Origin of the sequence: Klebsiella sp. CN_Kp106 (assembly GCF_040064575.1) — a bacterium.
Taxonomy (GTDB): Bacteria; Pseudomonadota; Gammaproteobacteria; order Enterobacterales; family Enterobacteriaceae; genus Klebsiella; species Klebsiella michiganensis.
The window spans coordinates 17,570-34,130 of record NZ_JBEAIG010000067.1; the positions used below are offsets into that span (position 1 = coordinate 17,570).

The following is a 16,561-nucleotide window of genomic DNA, read 5'->3' on the forward strand; positions in this document are numbered from 1 at the left end:
GGTGAATTTATGTCCTTGCGTGCTTTAGCGACAGTCGTGGTGACGACGGTGATGATGCTTCCCCACGCGTGGGCCGATACGGCGTGGGAAAGCTATAAATCGCGTTTTATGATGCCGGACGGACGCATTATTGATACCGGCAACGGCAACGTCTCCCATACCGAAGGGCAAGGTTTTGCCATGCTGTTAGCGGTGGCTAATAACGATCGCCCCGCCTTTGACAAGCTATGGCAGTGGACCGATAAAACCCTACGTAACAAAGATAACGGGTTGTTTTACTGGCGCTATAACCCGGTGGCGCCCAATCCGGTGGCGGACAAAAACGATGCCACCGATGGTGATACCCTGATTGCCTGGGCGCTGCTGCGCGCGCAGCAGCAGTGGCATGAAAAATCCTACGGCAGCGCGTCGGATGCGATAACCGCTTCGCTCCTGAAGTCTACGGTGGTCACGTTTGCCGGTCGTCAGGTGATGCTTCCGGGCGCAAAGGGATTCTATCTCAACGACCACCTGAATCTTAACCCCTCCTACTTTATCTTTCCGGCGTGGCAGGCCTTCGCCGCGCGTACGCATCTAACCGCCTGGAGAAAGCTGCAGAGCGATGGCCAGGCGCTGCTGGGAAACATGGCGTGGGGGAAATCGCAGCTTCCCAGCGACTGGGTGGCCTTAAGAGCGGACGGTAAGATGGAGCCGGCAAAAGAGTGGCCGACGCGAATGAGCTTCGATGCGATCCGTATTCCGCTGTATGTCTACTGGAGTGACTCGAAAAGCAGCCTGCTGACGCCGTGGAAAAACTGGTTCCAGCGCTATCCGCGTCCGCAGACGCCGGCGTGGATAAACGTGAATACCGATGAAGTGGCGCCGTGGTTTATGACCGGCGGGCTGCTGGCGGTACGCGATTTAACCCTTGGCGAAGCGCAGGCCGATCCGCAGATTACGCCCCAGGACGACTATTACTCCGCCAGCCTGAAGCTGCTGGTATGGCTGGCAAATAAAGACCAGGCGTAAACTATGGAATGCGCCTCGAATAACGCAGTCGAGCCGGGTGCTGAAATCTGAAGGGCGCCGTAGAATCGTCGGCAAGCCGGGCTTGCCCGGTGAGGCGCAATGTTGCGGGGGCTTGAACCCCGGCGGCAGAGATGAATTGGTTGCTGGAAAGAGAAAACCCCCGCACGTTGTTTGGTATCAACCTGGCAACGTATCGGGGGCTACTCTCAAACCTGAACAATTTGAGGATAGCCGCGAACGGTTGCCATTGCAACAAGGCGGCTGTATGACGCTCGCTCAGTTGGGCCTGGTGCTGTGGGACGATCTGGCGGCTCCGGTGATTGCTGGCATTCTGGTCAGCATTATCGTGAGCCGGATGGATAACCGGAAGTAGCCGGGCGGTGGGTATCTGCCTGCCTTAGTGGCAGCATGCGCCCGAACGGGGCCGCAGGGGTAACAACCTGCGGCCTTTTTCGTTGTATTGCTGCAACAAAAAAGTTTCCTGGAATGCGTCTCGCACCGCGCGTAATGGCGGAGTGCGGGTACCCGATCGGGCCAGTAGAATCGTCAGCAAGCCGGGCTCGCCCGGTGAGGCGCAATGTTGCGGGGGCTTGAACCCCGGCGGCATCGATGGATGGGTTGCTGGAAAGAGAAATCCCCCGCACGTTGTTTGGTATCAACCTGGCAACGTATCGGGGGCTAATCTCGAACCTCAACAATTCGAGAATAGCCGCGAACGGTTGCCATTGCAACAAGGCGGCTGTATGACGCTCGCTCAGTTGGGCCTGCTGCTGTGGGACGATCTGGCGGCTCCGGTGATTGCTGGCATTCTGGTCAGCATTATCGTGAGCCGGATGGATAACCGGAAGTAGCCGGCCGGTGGGTATCTGCCTGCCTTAGTGGCAGCATGCGCCCGAACGGGGCCGCAGGGGTAACATCCTGCGGCCTTTTTCGTTTATTGCGGATAAGGGACCCAACTGCCGCCGTTCAGCTGAACATACGGTTTCCCCTGGTATTGAATGACGATGGCGTTGGAGTTTTCCGACACCGCCGCGCTCTGCGGCAGGTTGGCAATATACTGCTGCCAGTTGATGTCGTTTTCGTCAAACATCTTGCCGTCGAGGGCGCGGACCACCAGCTCAGAAATCGCCAGGTAGCTGCTTGGCTGGTTAATGATAATCGGCGCATCGGGGTGTCTTGCCTTAATGCCGAAAAATTTCACCGCCGCCGGTACGTTGGTAATGGATGGGCTGGGAATATCGCGCAGGCCGGAAACCTGCATTTTGTCGCCTTTCAATGCCGCACCGTGTTCCGGTACGACGATGACCAGCACCTTACGCCCCGATCTCTCCAGTTCGGTGAAGAAATTATCCAGCTCATCGAAGAACTTCTGCGCACGGGCTTTATAGTCCGCGGTTTTGCTCTGGCCCGGATAGTGGTTACCGTCATGCAGCGGCAGCGTGTTGTAGAAGGTCGCCGTGCGCGGCGTATTCAGCTTATCCAGCGACTGCAGCCAGCGGTTCAGCGTCGCCTGGTCGTCATAGACCGGAGAGCCGTCAAAGCCCTGCAGAATGACCGGCAGGCCGCTTTGATCCATCAGCGGGCTCTGGATCCCGCCCAGCGAGCGAAGCTCCTTCAGGAAGTCGCCGAAGATACCGTTGTGGCCGAGCATCAGCTGCTGGGTGAAGCCCAGCTTCGCCAGGTTTTCAAACAGATAGCATTCGCTGCCCGATGGCTGATAAAGGTTCGCATGAGAGAGCTGGCCGCAGCTGGCGCGCAGCAGACGCGCCGCCGCCGGCCCGCTGTAAGAGGTCGCCGAGTTAAAGTTTTTGAACAGCAGGTCGAAATGCTTCCACAGCGGATGATCCATCAGCCCGGCCGCTTCAATATCCGACCATGAGAGCGAGCAGATGTTGATTATCAGCACATCAAACGGCTGGGCATCGGCCGGAAGCGCATCCGGGAAAGTGGTTTTACGTTTTTGCTCAGAAGCGTAAAAGGCATTCAGCCAGTTGGTGAGATTGGCCGACGTCGGCGGCTCGGTCTGCGGCGGAATATCGTTATTCGCCGGCGCAGTATTGGTCGCGATGGCCGTTCCGCCGGCCGTATTAACGGCGGTGTTCGCCGCCGCGGTCGTCGGCTGACCTGCCGGCCAAAGGCTGAAAGAGGGCAGCAGCGGACTGACCACCAGCCAGACCACGATCGCCGAGACGAAAACCGTCACTCGTAGCCACTGGCTGATAAACAGCCACAGGACCAGCAGCACGAAGAACGCGCCGACCATATTCCAGTTAATAAAGCGGGTCACCAGATCCCAGATATAGTCGGCGCTAAAACCGGCAATCTGCGAGCCCTGGCTGGCAATGCTTTCCGGGCCGGGCAGCCAGGTGTCGTGCCAGAACAACATAAAACCCAGCGGGATTGCTATCCAGTGGCGGATACGGTGCAGCTTATACTGCGGAATTGGCACCAGCAGGAAGGCCAGAAACACCAGGTTTAACATGGGATGAAAATTGAGGTATCCGCCCCATAGCAATGCGAACTTCACCAGAAAGTAGAAGTTCCAGCCAGATAAGCCTCGCCAGTACCGCCAAAGCGGAAGCGACGCGGTGGGTGTTTTGGGTTTGGTCATTTCGTTGATTTGCCTTGCCTGGATGTCGCTTCCCGGCGCAGCACGCCAGCCGGTTTGACATAACGGGGTTTAAAGAACATCAGTCTTAATGTGGTGCGAATACGCCGCTGGTAGTGGCGCGTCAGGTATCCCAGCGGGAAGAACAGCAGGGCGCACAGGACGACCAGCTGAATAATATCGGCGATAGACATCATAAGGTTGGCTCCCCATCAATGGACAGACGGTGCGCCTCGGGGTTGCGCCGCCAGCTTCGCCCGTCATGGGTGGCGTTGATGGTTTCATTTTTGCCAAGCGAAATGGGCAGCGGCGTGTTCCAGTTCTCCGGCAGAATCCCGCGCATCTGCATGATTTCAGCCGTTATTTGCTTATCTTCAAACCAAATCATACGGTTAGAAAAAATATCGCCGGTTGGTAAAGGGAAAATATGGTTTAACGCGGTATCCAGGTCGTTCACCCGGCAAAATGACAGAAACAGCACCAGGCGGTTGTTGCCGATGGTCATAATGTCGCCCATACGGTTGGGCTTACACAGCGTCAGCGCCTGCTCTACGCGCAGGCCGGGCGCCGGGCGCAGCGCCACCATTACGCCTTTGCCATCGGCGGGCAGCATGGTGTTGGCCATAATATTGTGCACCGCTTCGCAGAAGTCCCCCCATTTCTGGTAGCCGCGCAGTTTTAGCGGCTGGCTCCAGGTCAGCAGAGTATTAAAATCTTCCGGGATATGGCGAGTAAACTGCTGTTTTTGAACGCTTTCTATAAGCGTGAGGCAGCGGGATAACGGCGCGCCGCTGGGAATAACCATATTGGCGCCGCTGCTCAGCAGCAGGCGTTCATCGGTGGCGCGCAGGCTCGGCGTTTGCTCGCGGACGACGATTTTTAACGCGCTGCCGCGCTGGCGGCGCAGGGTATGGATATAGCGTCCCAGCTGTTCAATCTGTTCGTTCTGGGTAATGGAGAAGATCAGCGTTGCCGCCTGCGCCATCCTCCCGGCGTTGAAAACGGCGTCGTTGGTATCGAACAGCGTCCAGTATTCGGATAGCGCGGGGGCACCTTCCAGTACGCGCAGATTGCTAAGAATGACTTTTTCGTCGCTGCGCGGTTGCACCACCGTTTCTTCATCCTGCGCCAGCCGCCAGCCGTTTTCATCCTGAAGAACAATGAGCTGCTGCCGGGCGCTGATGCCTTTTTCACTCCCCCACCAGGCGATATCGAACAGGTGGTTATCCCCCTGGTAACGAATACTTGCCAGGCCGGAAAGCGAACGGTACTCGCGTAATAAAGGGGAGAGTTGCTTATCGATATCGTGCCCGGAATTAAGTACTAGTAATGAACAACGATGATAATTAGTCCATCGATACGATTTCTCAACCCAATTGCATAAATCATCGCTTTTTATATTCTGCCAGGCATTTTCAGCGCATAGCAGAATAAACAAATAATTGCCAGGTTCGAGGGAACAAACTAAATCGCGGTGCATTTCTTGCAGCCCCTCAGCACGGTTCGGCATGCTAAATAACGCCACCTTTTCTGGCCCGCAATTTTTCTCTAGTTCAATGATTTTATTTGGGTTATCACCCATGACTATCGCCGCAACCTGGCTCTGTTTATCCTGGGCCGCCAGCGTATGGTTGAGCAGGCTTACCGCGTCGGCATAGCGGTCGACATTCAGCCACCATACTCCACCCACGGGCATATGGCGTACTTCGTCCCATAATGATGAAATACCCAAAGAATATACGATATCCACGGCGTCCCTCGTGAGACTTGATTTACACTTGATTAGTTTACTAGCGAAAGCGTCAGAGTAAACCTAACATTGAAATTAAAGGACATCAGTTTTAGCATGTAAACATATTTTAAGGATGATCTTACGCCTCTCGGTTTAATTTATTGTATTTTCCAACGGACAGAGAAATGCCAGCAAAAGAGCCTGCTGTACCCACCGATGCGACTTTGGGCTACACGTTTCAAAATGATTTCCTGGCGTTAAGCCGGGCATTTTCCCTGCCTGATATTCACTACCACGATATTTCCCGACGCGAGCAGTTAACCGCGGCGCTAAAACGCTGGCCATTACTGGCTGAATTAGCAGAGAAAAAGTAAGGAAGCCGTCGATGGCGATTCTGGGATTACAGGGCGTGCGCGGCGGTACCGGCACCACGTCGATTACCGCTGCGCTGGCCTGGGCGCTGCAATTACTCGGTGAAACCGTACTGGTGGTGGACGCCAGCCCGGACAACATGTTGCGCTTTTTTTTCAACGTCGATTTCAGCCACAAAGCGGGCTGGGCGCGCGCCACGATCGACGGCAGCGACTGGCGCGACGCCGGTCTGCGCTACACCTCGCATATCGATCTTTTGCCCTTTGGGCAGCTGACGCCGGGCGAGCGCGCGAACATTGACCAGCTTCAGCCGACGCTGGCGCCGATGGCTGGGATGGTGCAGAAGCTTCATCAGCAGGGCGATCACCGCTGGCTGCTGATTGACCTGCCGGACGGTTACTCGCCGCTGACCCGCTCCCTCATTGACGTCTGCGACCGCACGCTGGTCATTGTGCATCCGGACGGCAACAGCCATATTCGCCTGCATCAGCAGGCGCTGCCGGTCAATAGCGATATTTTGATTAACGATCTGCGCGTCGGCAGCCAGCTGCAGGAGGATTTGTATCAGCTGTGGCTGGAGAGCCAGCGCCGCATTCTGCCGGTGACTATCCATCGTGATGAGGCGATGGCGGAGTGTCTGGCGGCGAAGCAGCCGCTCGGCGAGTACCGGCAGGACTCTCTGGCGGCGGAGGAGATACTGACGCTGGCCAACTGGTGTCTGCTGCACTACGCCGGGAAGGGGGCGGAATGATTCGCCTGAGCACCCTACTGCTGGCGCCGCCGGTCGGGAAACGGCTGAACGAGCGCTATCGCGACTATCGCCAGCACGGCGCGTCGTGGCTGTCGGCCGCGCTGGGCTGCCTGTGGGCATCTCTGGCATGGGCGTTTATGCCGCTGGAAACGCCGCGCTGGCAGGCTATTCGCGAACGTCACGGCGAGTTTTTCCCGCATATTAATCCGCATCGGCCGCGCCCGCTGGACCCGATTCGCTACCTGCTGCAGTGCGTGTGGCTGCTGGCGACGCGGGTGCCGGAGCCGGATAAAAAGATCAACTGGCGTTCGCTGGCGGCGCTGGAAGGCGTCCAGGGGCGCTATGCCCAGTGGCTGGAAAAGCTGCCGGAAAAGGTTAACGCCCGCACCGGTCACCTGGATAAACATAAAGAGCTGGCTCACCTGTCGCCAAAGCTGCGGCGGCTTATTCTGGGCACGATAACCTTTTTCTCGCTAATCCTCGCGCTGCTCTGTATTACCCAGCCGTTTAATCCGCTCTCGCAGTTTATTTTCCTGCTGCTGCTGTGGGGCGTGGCGCTGCTGGTGCGCCGCATTCCGGGACGCTTTTCGGCCCTGATGCTGATCGTGCTGTCGCTGACCGTCTCCTGCCGCTACATCTGGTGGCGCTACACCTCGACGCTCAACTGGGATGATCCCGTGAGCCTCGTGTGCGGGATAATTCTGCTGTTCGCCGAAACCTACGCCTGGGTGGTGCTGGTGCTGGGGTATTTCCAGGTCGTCTGGCCGCTGAACCGTCAGCCGGTCCCGCTGCCGGAGGATATGGCGCAGTGGCCGACGGTCGATATTTTCGTGCCGACCTACAACGAAGACCTCAACGTGGTGAAAAACACCATTTACGCTTCCCAGGGGATCGACTGGCCGAAGGACAAGCTCAATATCTGGATCCTCGACGACGGCGGGCGCGAAGAGTTCCGCCAGTTCGCCAAAGACGTCGGGGTGCACTACATCGCCCGCACCACCCACGAACACGCGAAAGCCGGGAATATCAACAACGCCCTGAAGTACGCCAAGGGCGAGTTCGTGTCGATTTTTGACTGCGACCACGTGCCGACCCGCTCGTTCCTGCAGATGACCATGGGCTGGTTCCTGAAAGAGAAAGAGTTGGCGATGATGCAGACGCCGCACCACTTCTTCTCCCCGGACCCGTTTGAGCGCAACCTGGGACGATTCCGCAAAACGCCGAACGAAGGCACGCTGTTTTATGGCCTGGTGCAGGACGGGAACGACATGTGGGACGCGACCTTCTTCTGCGGCTCCTGCGCGGTGATCCGCCGCGGCCCGCTGGATGAAATCGGCGGCATTGCCGTGGAAACGGTGACTGAAGACGCCCACACTTCTCTGCGCCTGCACCGTCGCGGGCACACTTCAGCCTACATGCGTATCCCGCAGGCGGCCGGTCTGGCGACGGAGAGCCTGTCGGCGCATATTGGCCAGCGCATCCGCTGGGCCCGCGGGATGGTACAAATTTTCCGCCTTGATAACCCCTTGTTTGGCAAAGGGCTGAAGCTGGCGCAGCGCATCTGCTACGTCAACGCGATGCTGCACTTTCTGTCCGGTATTCCGCGGCTGATCTTCCTGACCGCGCCGCTGGCGTTTCTGCTGCTGCACGCCTATATCATCTATGCGCCAGCGCTGATGATCGCCCTGTTCGTGCTACCGCATATGATTCACGCCAGCCTGACCAACTCGAAGATTCAGGGCAAATACCGCCACTCTTTCTGGAGCGAGATCTATGAAACGGTGCTGGCGTGGTATATCGCGCCGCCGACCTTTGTCGCGTTGATTAACCCGCATAAGGGCAAATTCAACGTGACGGCAAAAGGCGGACTGGTGGAGGACGAGTACGTCGACTGGGTGATCTCTCGTCCCTATATCTACCTCGTGCTGCTGAACCTGGTCGGCGTCGGGGTGGGGATCTGGCGCTTTATGTACGGCCCGGAAAACGAAATCCTGACCGTCTGGGTGAGCATTATCTGGGTGTTCTATAACCTGATTATTCTCGGCGGCGCGGTGGCGGTCTCGGTTGAAAGCAAGCAGGTGCGGCGATCGCACCGCGTGGAGATGTCGATGCCGGCGGCGATTGCCCGCGATGACGGGCACCTGTTCTCCTGTACCGTCCATGATTACTCAGACGGGGGCCTTGGGGTCAAGATTCACGGCGAGGCGCAGGTGCTGGAAAGCCAGCACGTCAAGCTGTTGCTGAAACGCGGGCAGCAGGAGTACGCCTTCCCGGTGCGGGTCGCGCGGGTCAACGGCAGCGAGGTCGGGCTACAGCTGCTGCCGTTAAGCAATCAACAGCATATTGATTTTGTACAGTGTACGTTTGCCCGCGCAGATACGTGGGCGCTTTGGCAGGATAGCTTCCCGGAAGATAAGCCGATGGAAAGCCTGCTGGATATCCTGAAGCTGGGGTTCCGTGGATATCGTCACCTGGCGGAGTTTTCTCCGCCGTCGGTGAAGGTTATTTTCCGCTCGCTCACCATGCTGGTGGCCTGGTTTGTCTCGTTTATTCCGCGCCGTCCGGAACGCGCAGCGGCGACACTCTCGGCAGAACCGGCGATGGCTCAACAATGATGATAATGCGATGAACAGAAAACTCTCTTTGATTTGTGCAGTAGCGGTGGGTATTAGCGGATGGTCTCCCTTCGCTTCGTATGCGGAACCGACGGCGGCGGCGACTCAGGCCGCGCCGACGACGACGGTCCCCGGTATCGCTGGTACGGTGGCGGACAGCCAGCCCACGGCGACGCTTGCCGATCCGGCAGCACCGGTGGTGGTGCTGGATAACGCTCCGACCCGCGACGTGAAGCTGACCTTCGCCAAAATCGCCCCGCCTCCGGGCAGCATGGTGCTGCGCGGCGCGCGTCCCGAGGGGTCGGTCGAGTTCGGCATGCGCAGCGATGAAGTGGTGGCAAAAGCGCTGCTGAATCTCGACTACACGCCCTCTCCGTCGCTGCTGCCGGTGCAGTCGCAGCTGAAGGTGTATCTTAACGATGAGCTGATGGGCGTGCTGCCGGTCACTAAAGAGCAGTTGGGCAAAAAAGTCAGCGCGCAGATCCCTATCGATCCGCTCTATATCACCGACTTTAACCGCGTGCGCCTTGAGTTTGTCGGCCACTATCGCGATGTCTGTGAAAACCCGGCCAGCAGCACCTTGTGGCTGGACGTCGGTCGCGAAAGCTATCTGGATTTAACCTACCAGTCGCTGAACGTGCGCAACGATCTTTCGCATTTCCCGATACCGTTCTACGATTCGCGCGATAACCGCCAGCTGACGCTGCCGATGGTCTTCGCCTCCGCGCCGGATGTCCTGCAGCAGCAGGCGGCGGCCATCGTCGCCTCCTGGTTCGGCAGCAAGGCGGGCTGGCGCGGCCAGCAGTTCCCGGTGCAGTTCAACCAACTGCCGGACCGTAACGCCATTGTGTTTGCGACCAACGATAAGCGCCCTGACTTCCTGCGCGAGCATCCGCCGGTTAAGGCGCCGACGATTGAAATGATCGACCACCCGGATAATCCGTACGTCAAGCTGCTGGTAGTCTTCGGGCGGGATGACAACGACCTGCTGCAGGCGGCGAAGGGGATAGCCCAGGGCAATATTCTGTTCCGCGGCAGCAGCGTGACGGTTGACGATGTCAAACAGCTGCAGGCGCGTAAACCCTACGATGCGCCGAACTGGGTGCGTACCGATCGGGCGGTGACCTTTGCCGAGCTGAAAACCTACGAACAGCAGCTGCAATCCAGCGGCCTGGTGCCGGACTCCATCAACGTAGCGCTGAACCTGCCGCCGGACCTCTACCTGCTGCGCGCCAACGGCATCGATATGAACCTGAACTATCGCTACACCATGCCGCCTATCAAGGACAGCTCGCGCATGGATATCAGCCTGAACGATCGGTTCTTACAGTCTTTCAGCCTCAACAGCTCGCAGGATGTGAATAAGCTGATACTGCGCCTGCCGGTGCTGCAGGGGCTGCTGGACGGCAAAACGGAAGTGACGATCCCGGCATTGCGCCTCGGCGCTATGAATCAGCTGCGCTTCGACTTCCAGTATATGAACCCGATGCCGGGCGGTTCTATCGATAACTGTATTACCTTCCAGCCGGTGCAGAACCACGTGGTGATAGGCGACGACTCGACCATCGATTTCTCGAAGTACTATCACTTTATGGCGATGCCGGATCTGCGCGTATTTGCTAACGCGGGCTTCCCGTACAGCCGGATGGCCGATCTCGCCGATACCCTGGTCGTGGTGCCCAAATCGCCGACCGAGGGCCAGGTTGCCACGCTGCTGGAGACGGCCGGCGGCATTGGCGCGCAAACCGGCCTGGCGGCCATTAACCTGCGCATGACCGACGACGGCAGCCAGATTAAGGACAAAGACGCCGACCTGCTGCTGATTGGCTCCATTCCGCAGGCGCTGAAGGACGACACGAAAATCAACCTGCTGGTTGAAGCGACCAAAAGCTGGGTGAAAACGCCGATGCGCCACTACGATCTGGCCAGCATCTATCCCGATACCGAGGCCAGAACGCCGAATACCCGCACCGACGTCACGTCGACCGGGCCGATGGCGGCGATTATTGGCTTCCAGTCGCCGTACAACGATCAGCGCAGCGTCGTGGCGCTGCTGGCCGACAGCCCGCGCGGCAACGAACTGCTGACCCAGGCGCTTAACGACAGCGGTAAACGCGCGGCGATGTTTGGTTCCGTTGCGGTCATTCGTGAGTCGGGCGTCAACAGCCTGAGGGTGGGCGATATTTACTATATCGGGCACCTGCCGTGGTTCGAACGTATCTGGTTTGCGCTCTCCAGCCATCCGGTGCTGCTGGCTATTCTGGCCGCGGTCAGCATCGTCCTGCTGGCATGGGTGCTATGGCGCATGCTGCGCATTATCAGCCGTCGCCGCCTCGACCTTGATGATGAGTAATTGATGATGAACGCGGTGCGCGGTGTGGTGTTATCGGTATTGATGCTGGCGGCGGCGCAGGTGAGCGCCGCCTGCCAGTGGCCGGCCTGGGAGCAGTTTAAAAAAGAGTATGTCAGCGCCGAAGGGCGAATTATCGACCCCAGCGATGCGCGAAAAATCACCACCTCGGAAGGGCAAAGCTACGGGCTGTTCTTTGCTCTGGCGGCTAACGATCGCGACGGCTTCCGCAAGCTGTTCGAGTGGACGCAAAACAACCTTGCCGAGGGCGATTTGCGCGCGCATCTCCCGGGCTGGCTGTGGGGGAAAAAGAGCGATGACGAGTGGACGGTGCTGGACAACAATTCAGCTTCGGACTCCGATTTGTGGATAGCCTGGGCGCTGCTGGAGGCCGGACGTCTGTGGGACACGCCTCAGTACACCGAGGTGGGCAAGGCGCTGCTGGCGCGCATTGCCGACGAAGAGGTCGCCACCGTACCGGGGCTGGGGCCGATGATTCTGCCGGGGAGAGTCGGCTTCGTCGATGACCGCGGCTGGCGTTTTAATCCCAGCTATCTGCCGCCGCAGCTGGCGACCTACTTTGCCGCGTTTGGCGCTCCCTGGCCGAAGATACGCGACGGCAATCTGCGTCTGCTGCTGGAAACCGCGCCGAAAGGTTTTTCGCCTGACTGGGTGCGTTACGAAAAAAGCAAAGGCTGGCAGCTGAAAGCGGATAAACCCATTATCGGCAGCTATGACGCCATTCGCGTCTATCTGTGGGTCGGTATGCTCGATGACGGCGATAAGCAAAAAGCTCGCCTGCTGGCGCGTTTTAAACCGATGGCGACCCAGACGATTGACCAGGGCGTGCCGCCGGAAAAAACCAACATCGCGACCGGTAAAACTACCGGCAACGGTCCGGTTGGCTTCTCCGCTGCGCTACTGCCTTTCTTGCAGAAGGAAGATGCACGCGCCATTCAGCGCCAGCGCGTCGCCGATAACTATCCCGGCGCGGATGCTTACTACAGCGCGGTCCTGACCCTTTTCGGCCAGGGATGGGATCAACACCGTTTTCGCTTCACCGCCGGTGGCGAATTACGGCCTGACTGGAACCAGGAATGCACAAGTTCTCACTAAGCTTATTCACCCTCTCCTTAGGCGTCGCGCTGATGCCGCTGGCGCACGCCGCGACTACGCCTGTTCAGGAACATCTACTGGAGCAGGTCCGCCTCGGCGAGGCCAGCAAACGTGAGGATTTGGTGCGCCAGTCGCTCTATCGCCTGGAATTGATCGACCCGAATAACCCGGACGTTGTTGCCGCGCGGATGCGCTATCTTCTCCGCCAGGGCGATACCGCCGGCGCGAAGCAGCAGCTGGAGCGTCTGGCGAAGCTGGCGCCGGAATCGCCCGAGCTGAAAGCCTCGCGTGACGAAATGAAAAGCAGCACCGGCGATGGTCGCCAGGAGCTGCAGCAGGCTCGTCTGCTGGGCGTGGCCGGGAAGGTTGATGAGGCCATTGCCGCTTACGAGAAGCTGTTTAACGGCGTTCCTGATGATGATGACGCTGCGATTGAGTACTGGACGCTGGTGGCGCGGCTGCCCGCCCGTCATAACGAAGGCATCAATCAGCTGAAAAGACTCAACGCCCGCTTGCCGGGCAACGTCCCGCTGCAAACGGCGCTGGCGAAACAGATGTTTGGCGATAATAAGCCGGAAGAGGGATTTGCTTATCTGGAGCAGATGTCCCGCTCGGCGGCGGGCCGCGGTATCGCGGCGGACATCTGGTTTAACGAAGTGAAAAGTATGCCGGTCAGCCGGGCCAGCGTGCAGGCGCTGCAGCGCTTTCTCATGCAGTTTCCCACCGGTTCCACCTCGGCGAATGCCCGCGTCCTGCTCGCTCAGCAGCAGACGCAGCTAAAAGACCCGACGTTCCGCGATCGCGCGGAGGGGCTGGCGGCGGTGAAGGCCGGGAAAGGTTCGGTGGCCGTGGCCGATTTGCAGCAGGCTGTGCGGGCGGATGCCAAAGACAGCGACGCGGTTGGCGCATTGGGGCAGGCGTACTCCCAGCGCGGCGATCGGGCGCGGGCGGTTGCCCAGTTGAGTAAAGCCATCAAAATGGACCCGGATAGCCCGAGCCGCGATAAGTGGGACAGCCTGCTCAAGACTAACCGCTACTGGCTGCTGATTAAGCAGGGCGATAGCGCCCTCAAAAGCGGCCAGCTGGCGCAGGCGCAAAATCATTACGCCCAGGCGCAGCGCATAGACAATACCGACAGCTATGCGGTGCTGGGGCTGGGGGACGTGGCGGCGGCGCGTAAAGAAAACGCGGCGGCGGAGCGCTACTACCAGCGCGCGCTGCGAATGGATCGCGGCAACACCCTGGCGGTGCGCGGTCTGGCGAATCTGTATCGCGCCGAATCGCCGGAAAAAGCCAGCGCGTACATCGCCAGCCTGTCGCCGGGCCAGCGGCGCAGCATTGATGATATTGAACGCAGCCTGACGAACGATCGGCTGGAGAAACAGGCCGAAGCGCTGGAGAGCCAGGGCAACTGGGCGCAGGCGGCGGAAGTGCAGCGCAGACGGCTGGCGCTGGATCCGGATAGCGTGTGGATCGCCTACCGCCTGTCGCGGGATCTGGTCAGCGCGGGCAGCCGCAGCGAAGCCGATGCCATCATGCGCGCGATGGTCAACCGCCAGCCCGGCGATGCCGACCGGGTTTACGCCTACGGCCTCTATCTATCCGGGAATAATCAGGATGAGATGGCGCTGGCGCAGATTAACGCCCTGCCGCGCGGGCAGTGGACGGACAATATTCGCGAGCTGGAGGCGCGCCTGCAAAGCGATAACGTGTTGCGCCAGGCCAATCAGCTGCGCGATAGCGGCCAGGAAGCCAGGGCGATCGCCCTGATTAACCAGCAGCCGACGTCGGTGCGCTACGCGCTCACGCTGGCGGACTGGGCGCAGCAGCGCGGCGACAGCCAGACGGCAATTGCTGAATATCAGCGGGTGCTGGGGCAGCAGCCTGACAACGGCGATGCGCGTCTGGGCCTGGCGGAAGTGTATCTTGCCGATGGCGATAAAAACGCCGCCCGCGCCCAGGTGGCGCAGCTCAAGGGCGAAGATATCGATTCTATCAATATGCAGCGGCGTATCGCCCAGGCGCAGGCCGGGTTGGGCGATCGCGCTCAGGCGCAGCAAACCTTCGCCCGCATCGTTCCGCAGGCGAAAGCGCAGCCGCCGTCAATGGAAAGCGCGCTGGTGCTGCGCGACGCCGCGCGTTTCCAGGCGCAGAACGGCGAGCCGCAGCAGGCGCTGGAAGGCTATAAAGATGCAATGGTGGCCTCCGGCGTCGCCCGCGAGCGCCCGCAGGATAACGACACCTTTACGCGGCTGACGCGTAACGACAGCAGCGATGACTGGCTGAAGCGCGGGATCCGCAGCGACGCGGCGGATCTTTATCGTCAGCAGGATCTTAACGTCACCCTCGAACATGATTACTGGGGCTCCAGCGGTACCGGCGGCTATTCCGACCTGAAAGCCCATACCACGATGCTGCATGTGGATGCGCCGCTGGCCGACGGGCGAATGTTCTTCCGTACCGATCTGGTTAATATGGATGCCGGGAGTTTTTCGACGAACAGCGACGGCAGCTATTCGCCGAGCTGGGGCACCTGCGGTGAAATCGCCTGTAGCGGCGGCAGCAAACATCAGAGCGATAGCGGCGCCAGCGTCGCGGTGGGCTGGAAGAACGATACCTGGAGCGGCGATATCGGCACCACGCCGATGGGCTTTAACGTCGTTGATGTGGTGGGCGGCCTGAGCTACAGCAGCGACGTTGGTCCGCTGGGCTACACCGTGAACCTCCACCGACGCCCCATCTCCAGCTCGCTGCTGGCCTTTGGCGGGCAGAAGGATAACCCTAACGACGGCCATACCGGCAAGACCTGGGGCGGGGTGCGCGCCGACGGCGGCGGTCTGAGTCTGAGCTACGATAAAGGCGAGGCCAACGGCGTCTGGTCTTCGCTGGGCGTCGACCAGTTGACCGGGAAAAACGTCGCCGACAACTGGCGCGTGCGCTGGATGACCGGCTACTACTATAAAGTGGTTAACGAATATAACCGCCGGGTCACCGTCGGCCTGAACAATATGCTCTGGCACTACGATAAGGATCTCAGCGGCTATACGCTGGGTCAGGGCGGTTACTACAGTCCGCAGGAATATATCTCCTTCTCGGTGCCGGTCACCTGGCGTCAGCGGACGGCGAACTGGTCATGGGAGCTGGGGGGATCGGTGTCGTGGTCCCACTCGCGCACCAAAACCGAGGCGCGCTATCCGCTGCTCAATTTGATTCCTTCGCAGTATCGTCATGATGCCAGCCAGCTCACGGAAGAAGGCAGCAGCAGTTCTGGCGTCGGCTATACCGCGCGGGCGCTGGTTGAACGACGGGTGACCAGCAACTGGTTTGTCGGGGCGGCGGTGGATATCCAGCAGGCGAAGGATTACACCCCGAGCCATGCGCTGCTGTACGTTCGCTATTCGGCTTCCGGCTGGCAGGGCGATATGGATATGCCGCCGCAGCCGTTGGTTCCTTATGCCGACTGGTAGCAGATTAGGCTGAATTATGCGACAGGGCGCCACTCCACGGCGCTCTTCGCGTATACTCGTTGCCTCCGGCCAGGCAGCCCGATTTCCCCTCCGGTGGCGCGGAAGCTGCATAGCGCGCTGCATCCCGGAGGCGGCGCCAGGGGCGCCTTGTCCGGGCTACCGGCCCGATGGTGGTTGTGAGCGTGTAGCCCGGGCAATTTCGTAGCCCGGGTAAGGCGTCAGCCGCCATCCGGGAATGTTCCCCGGTCGCGCTATGCTTACCGGGGCTACCGGCCGCGCCGCCTGCGGATTTTGTAGCCCGGACAGGCGCATTGCGCCGCCTCCGGGAAAGCGTCCCGATGGCGGCTGTGAACGTGTAGGCCGGGCAATTTTGTAGCCCGGGTAAGGCGTCAGCCGCCACCCGGGAATGTTCCCCGGTCGCGCTGTGCTTACCGGGGCTACCGGCCGCGCCGCCTGCGGATTTTGTAGCCCGGACAGGCGCATTGCGCCGCCTCCGGGAAAGCGTCCCGATGGCGGCTGTGAACGTGTAGGCCGGGCAATTT

General features: G+C 59.7%; 13 protein-coding genes. 9 read left to right on the plus strand and 4 right to left on the minus strand.

What is annotated here, in order from left to right:
• The first annotated feature begins 9 nt into the window (after window positions 1-9).
• The 3 genes from ABLU96_RS22040 (at window position 10) to ABLU96_RS22050 (ending at window position 1,859) form a co-directional block, all read left to right on the plus strand.
• A complete protein-coding gene (locus ABLU96_RS22040; RefSeq protein ID WP_025106802.1) occupies window positions 10-1,008 on the plus strand; it encodes a glycosyl hydrolase family 8 in 999 nt (332 codons plus the stop codon).
• Window positions 1,009-1,273: 265 nt separating this feature from the next.
• Window positions 1,274-1,381 (plus strand): type I toxin-antitoxin system toxin Ldr family protein, encoded by a 108-nt coding sequence (locus ABLU96_RS22045; protein WP_004855299.1) that lies wholly within the window; start codon window positions 1,274-1,276, stop codon window positions 1,379-1,381.
• A gap of 370 nt (window positions 1,382-1,751) precedes the next feature.
• A complete protein-coding gene (locus ABLU96_RS22050; protein ID WP_014227177.1) occupies window positions 1,752-1,859 on the plus strand; it encodes a type I toxin-antitoxin system toxin Ldr family protein in 108 nt (35 codons plus the stop codon).
• A gap of 83 nt (window positions 1,860-1,942) precedes the next feature.
• On the opposite strand, the gene bcsG is transcribed toward ABLU96_RS22050, so the two are convergent.
• The 3 genes from bcsG to bcsE are packed head-to-tail and all read right to left on the minus strand — an operon-like array spanning window position 1,943 to window position 5,366.
• The gene (bcsG, locus tag ABLU96_RS22055) at window positions 1,943-3,619 is read right to left on the minus strand and encodes a cellulose biosynthesis protein BcsG (RefSeq protein WP_025106803.1); all 1,677 of its coding nucleotides are present in this window, start codon (window positions 3,617-3,619) and stop codon (window positions 1,943-1,945) included.
• Entirely contained in the window at window positions 3,616-3,813 is a 198-nt protein-coding gene (gene bcsF / locus ABLU96_RS22060) for a cellulose biosynthesis protein BcsF (RefSeq protein ID WP_014227175.1), read from the minus strand. The genes bcsG and bcsF overlap by 4 nt, the downstream gene beginning before the upstream one ends.
• Window positions 3,810-5,366 carry a cellulose biosynthesis protein BcsE gene (gene bcsE / locus ABLU96_RS22065; protein WP_025106804.1) on the minus strand — a complete coding sequence of 519 codons (1,557 nt, stop codon included), beginning with the start codon at window positions 5,364-5,366 and terminating at the stop codon, window positions 3,810-3,812. The genes bcsF and bcsE overlap by 4 nt, the downstream gene beginning before the upstream one ends.
• Window positions 5,367-5,533: 167 nt before the next feature.
• Here bcsE and bcsR point away from each other — a divergent pair, with 167 nt between their 5' ends.
• Genes bcsR through bcsC form a run of 6 tightly spaced genes read left to right on the plus strand, consistent with a single transcriptional unit; the run spans window position 5,534 to window position 16,019 of the window.
• Window positions 5,534-5,722, plus strand: a complete 189-nt coding sequence (gene bcsR / locus ABLU96_RS22070) for a cellulose biosynthesis protein BcsR (RefSeq protein ID WP_004855289.1) — start codon at window positions 5,534-5,536, stop codon at window positions 5,720-5,722.
• A gap of 11 nt (window positions 5,723-5,733) precedes the next feature.
• Window positions 5,734-6,471 (plus strand): cellulose biosynthesis protein BcsQ, encoded by a 738-nt coding sequence (gene bcsQ / locus ABLU96_RS22075; RefSeq protein ID WP_032694187.1) that lies wholly within the window; start codon window positions 5,734-5,736, stop codon window positions 6,469-6,471.
• Entirely contained in the window at window positions 6,468-9,086 is a 2,619-nt protein-coding gene (gene bcsA / locus ABLU96_RS22080) for a UDP-forming cellulose synthase catalytic subunit (RefSeq protein WP_046876778.1), read from the plus strand. Before bcsQ ends, bcsA begins: the two co-directional genes overlap by 4 nt.
• 10 nt (window positions 9,087-9,096) lie before the next feature.
• Window positions 9,097-11,439, plus strand: coding sequence for a cellulose biosynthesis cyclic di-GMP-binding regulatory protein BcsB (gene bcsB / locus ABLU96_RS22085; protein WP_064406144.1), 2,343 nt, complete (start codon window positions 9,097-9,099; stop codon window positions 11,437-11,439).
• A gap of 3 nt (window positions 11,440-11,442) precedes the next feature.
• Complete coding sequence (gene bcsZ / locus ABLU96_RS22090) at window positions 11,443-12,552, plus strand: cellulose synthase complex periplasmic endoglucanase BcsZ (protein WP_046876776.1); 1,110 nt, start codon at window positions 11,443-11,445, stop codon at window positions 12,550-12,552.
• The gene (gene bcsC, locus ABLU96_RS22095) at window positions 12,534-16,019 is read left to right on the plus strand and encodes a cellulose synthase complex outer membrane protein BcsC (RefSeq protein ID WP_348862820.1); all 3,486 of its coding nucleotides are present in this window, start codon (window positions 12,534-12,536) and stop codon (window positions 16,017-16,019) included. The genes bcsZ and bcsC overlap by 19 nt, the downstream gene beginning before the upstream one ends.
• Window positions 16,020-16,175: 156 nt before the next feature.
• On the opposite strand, the gene ABLU96_RS22100 is transcribed toward bcsC, so the two are convergent.
• On the minus strand, window positions 16,176-16,561 hold a 386-nt coding region (locus ABLU96_RS22100), incomplete at its 5' end, for a hypothetical protein (RefSeq protein ID WP_348862822.1).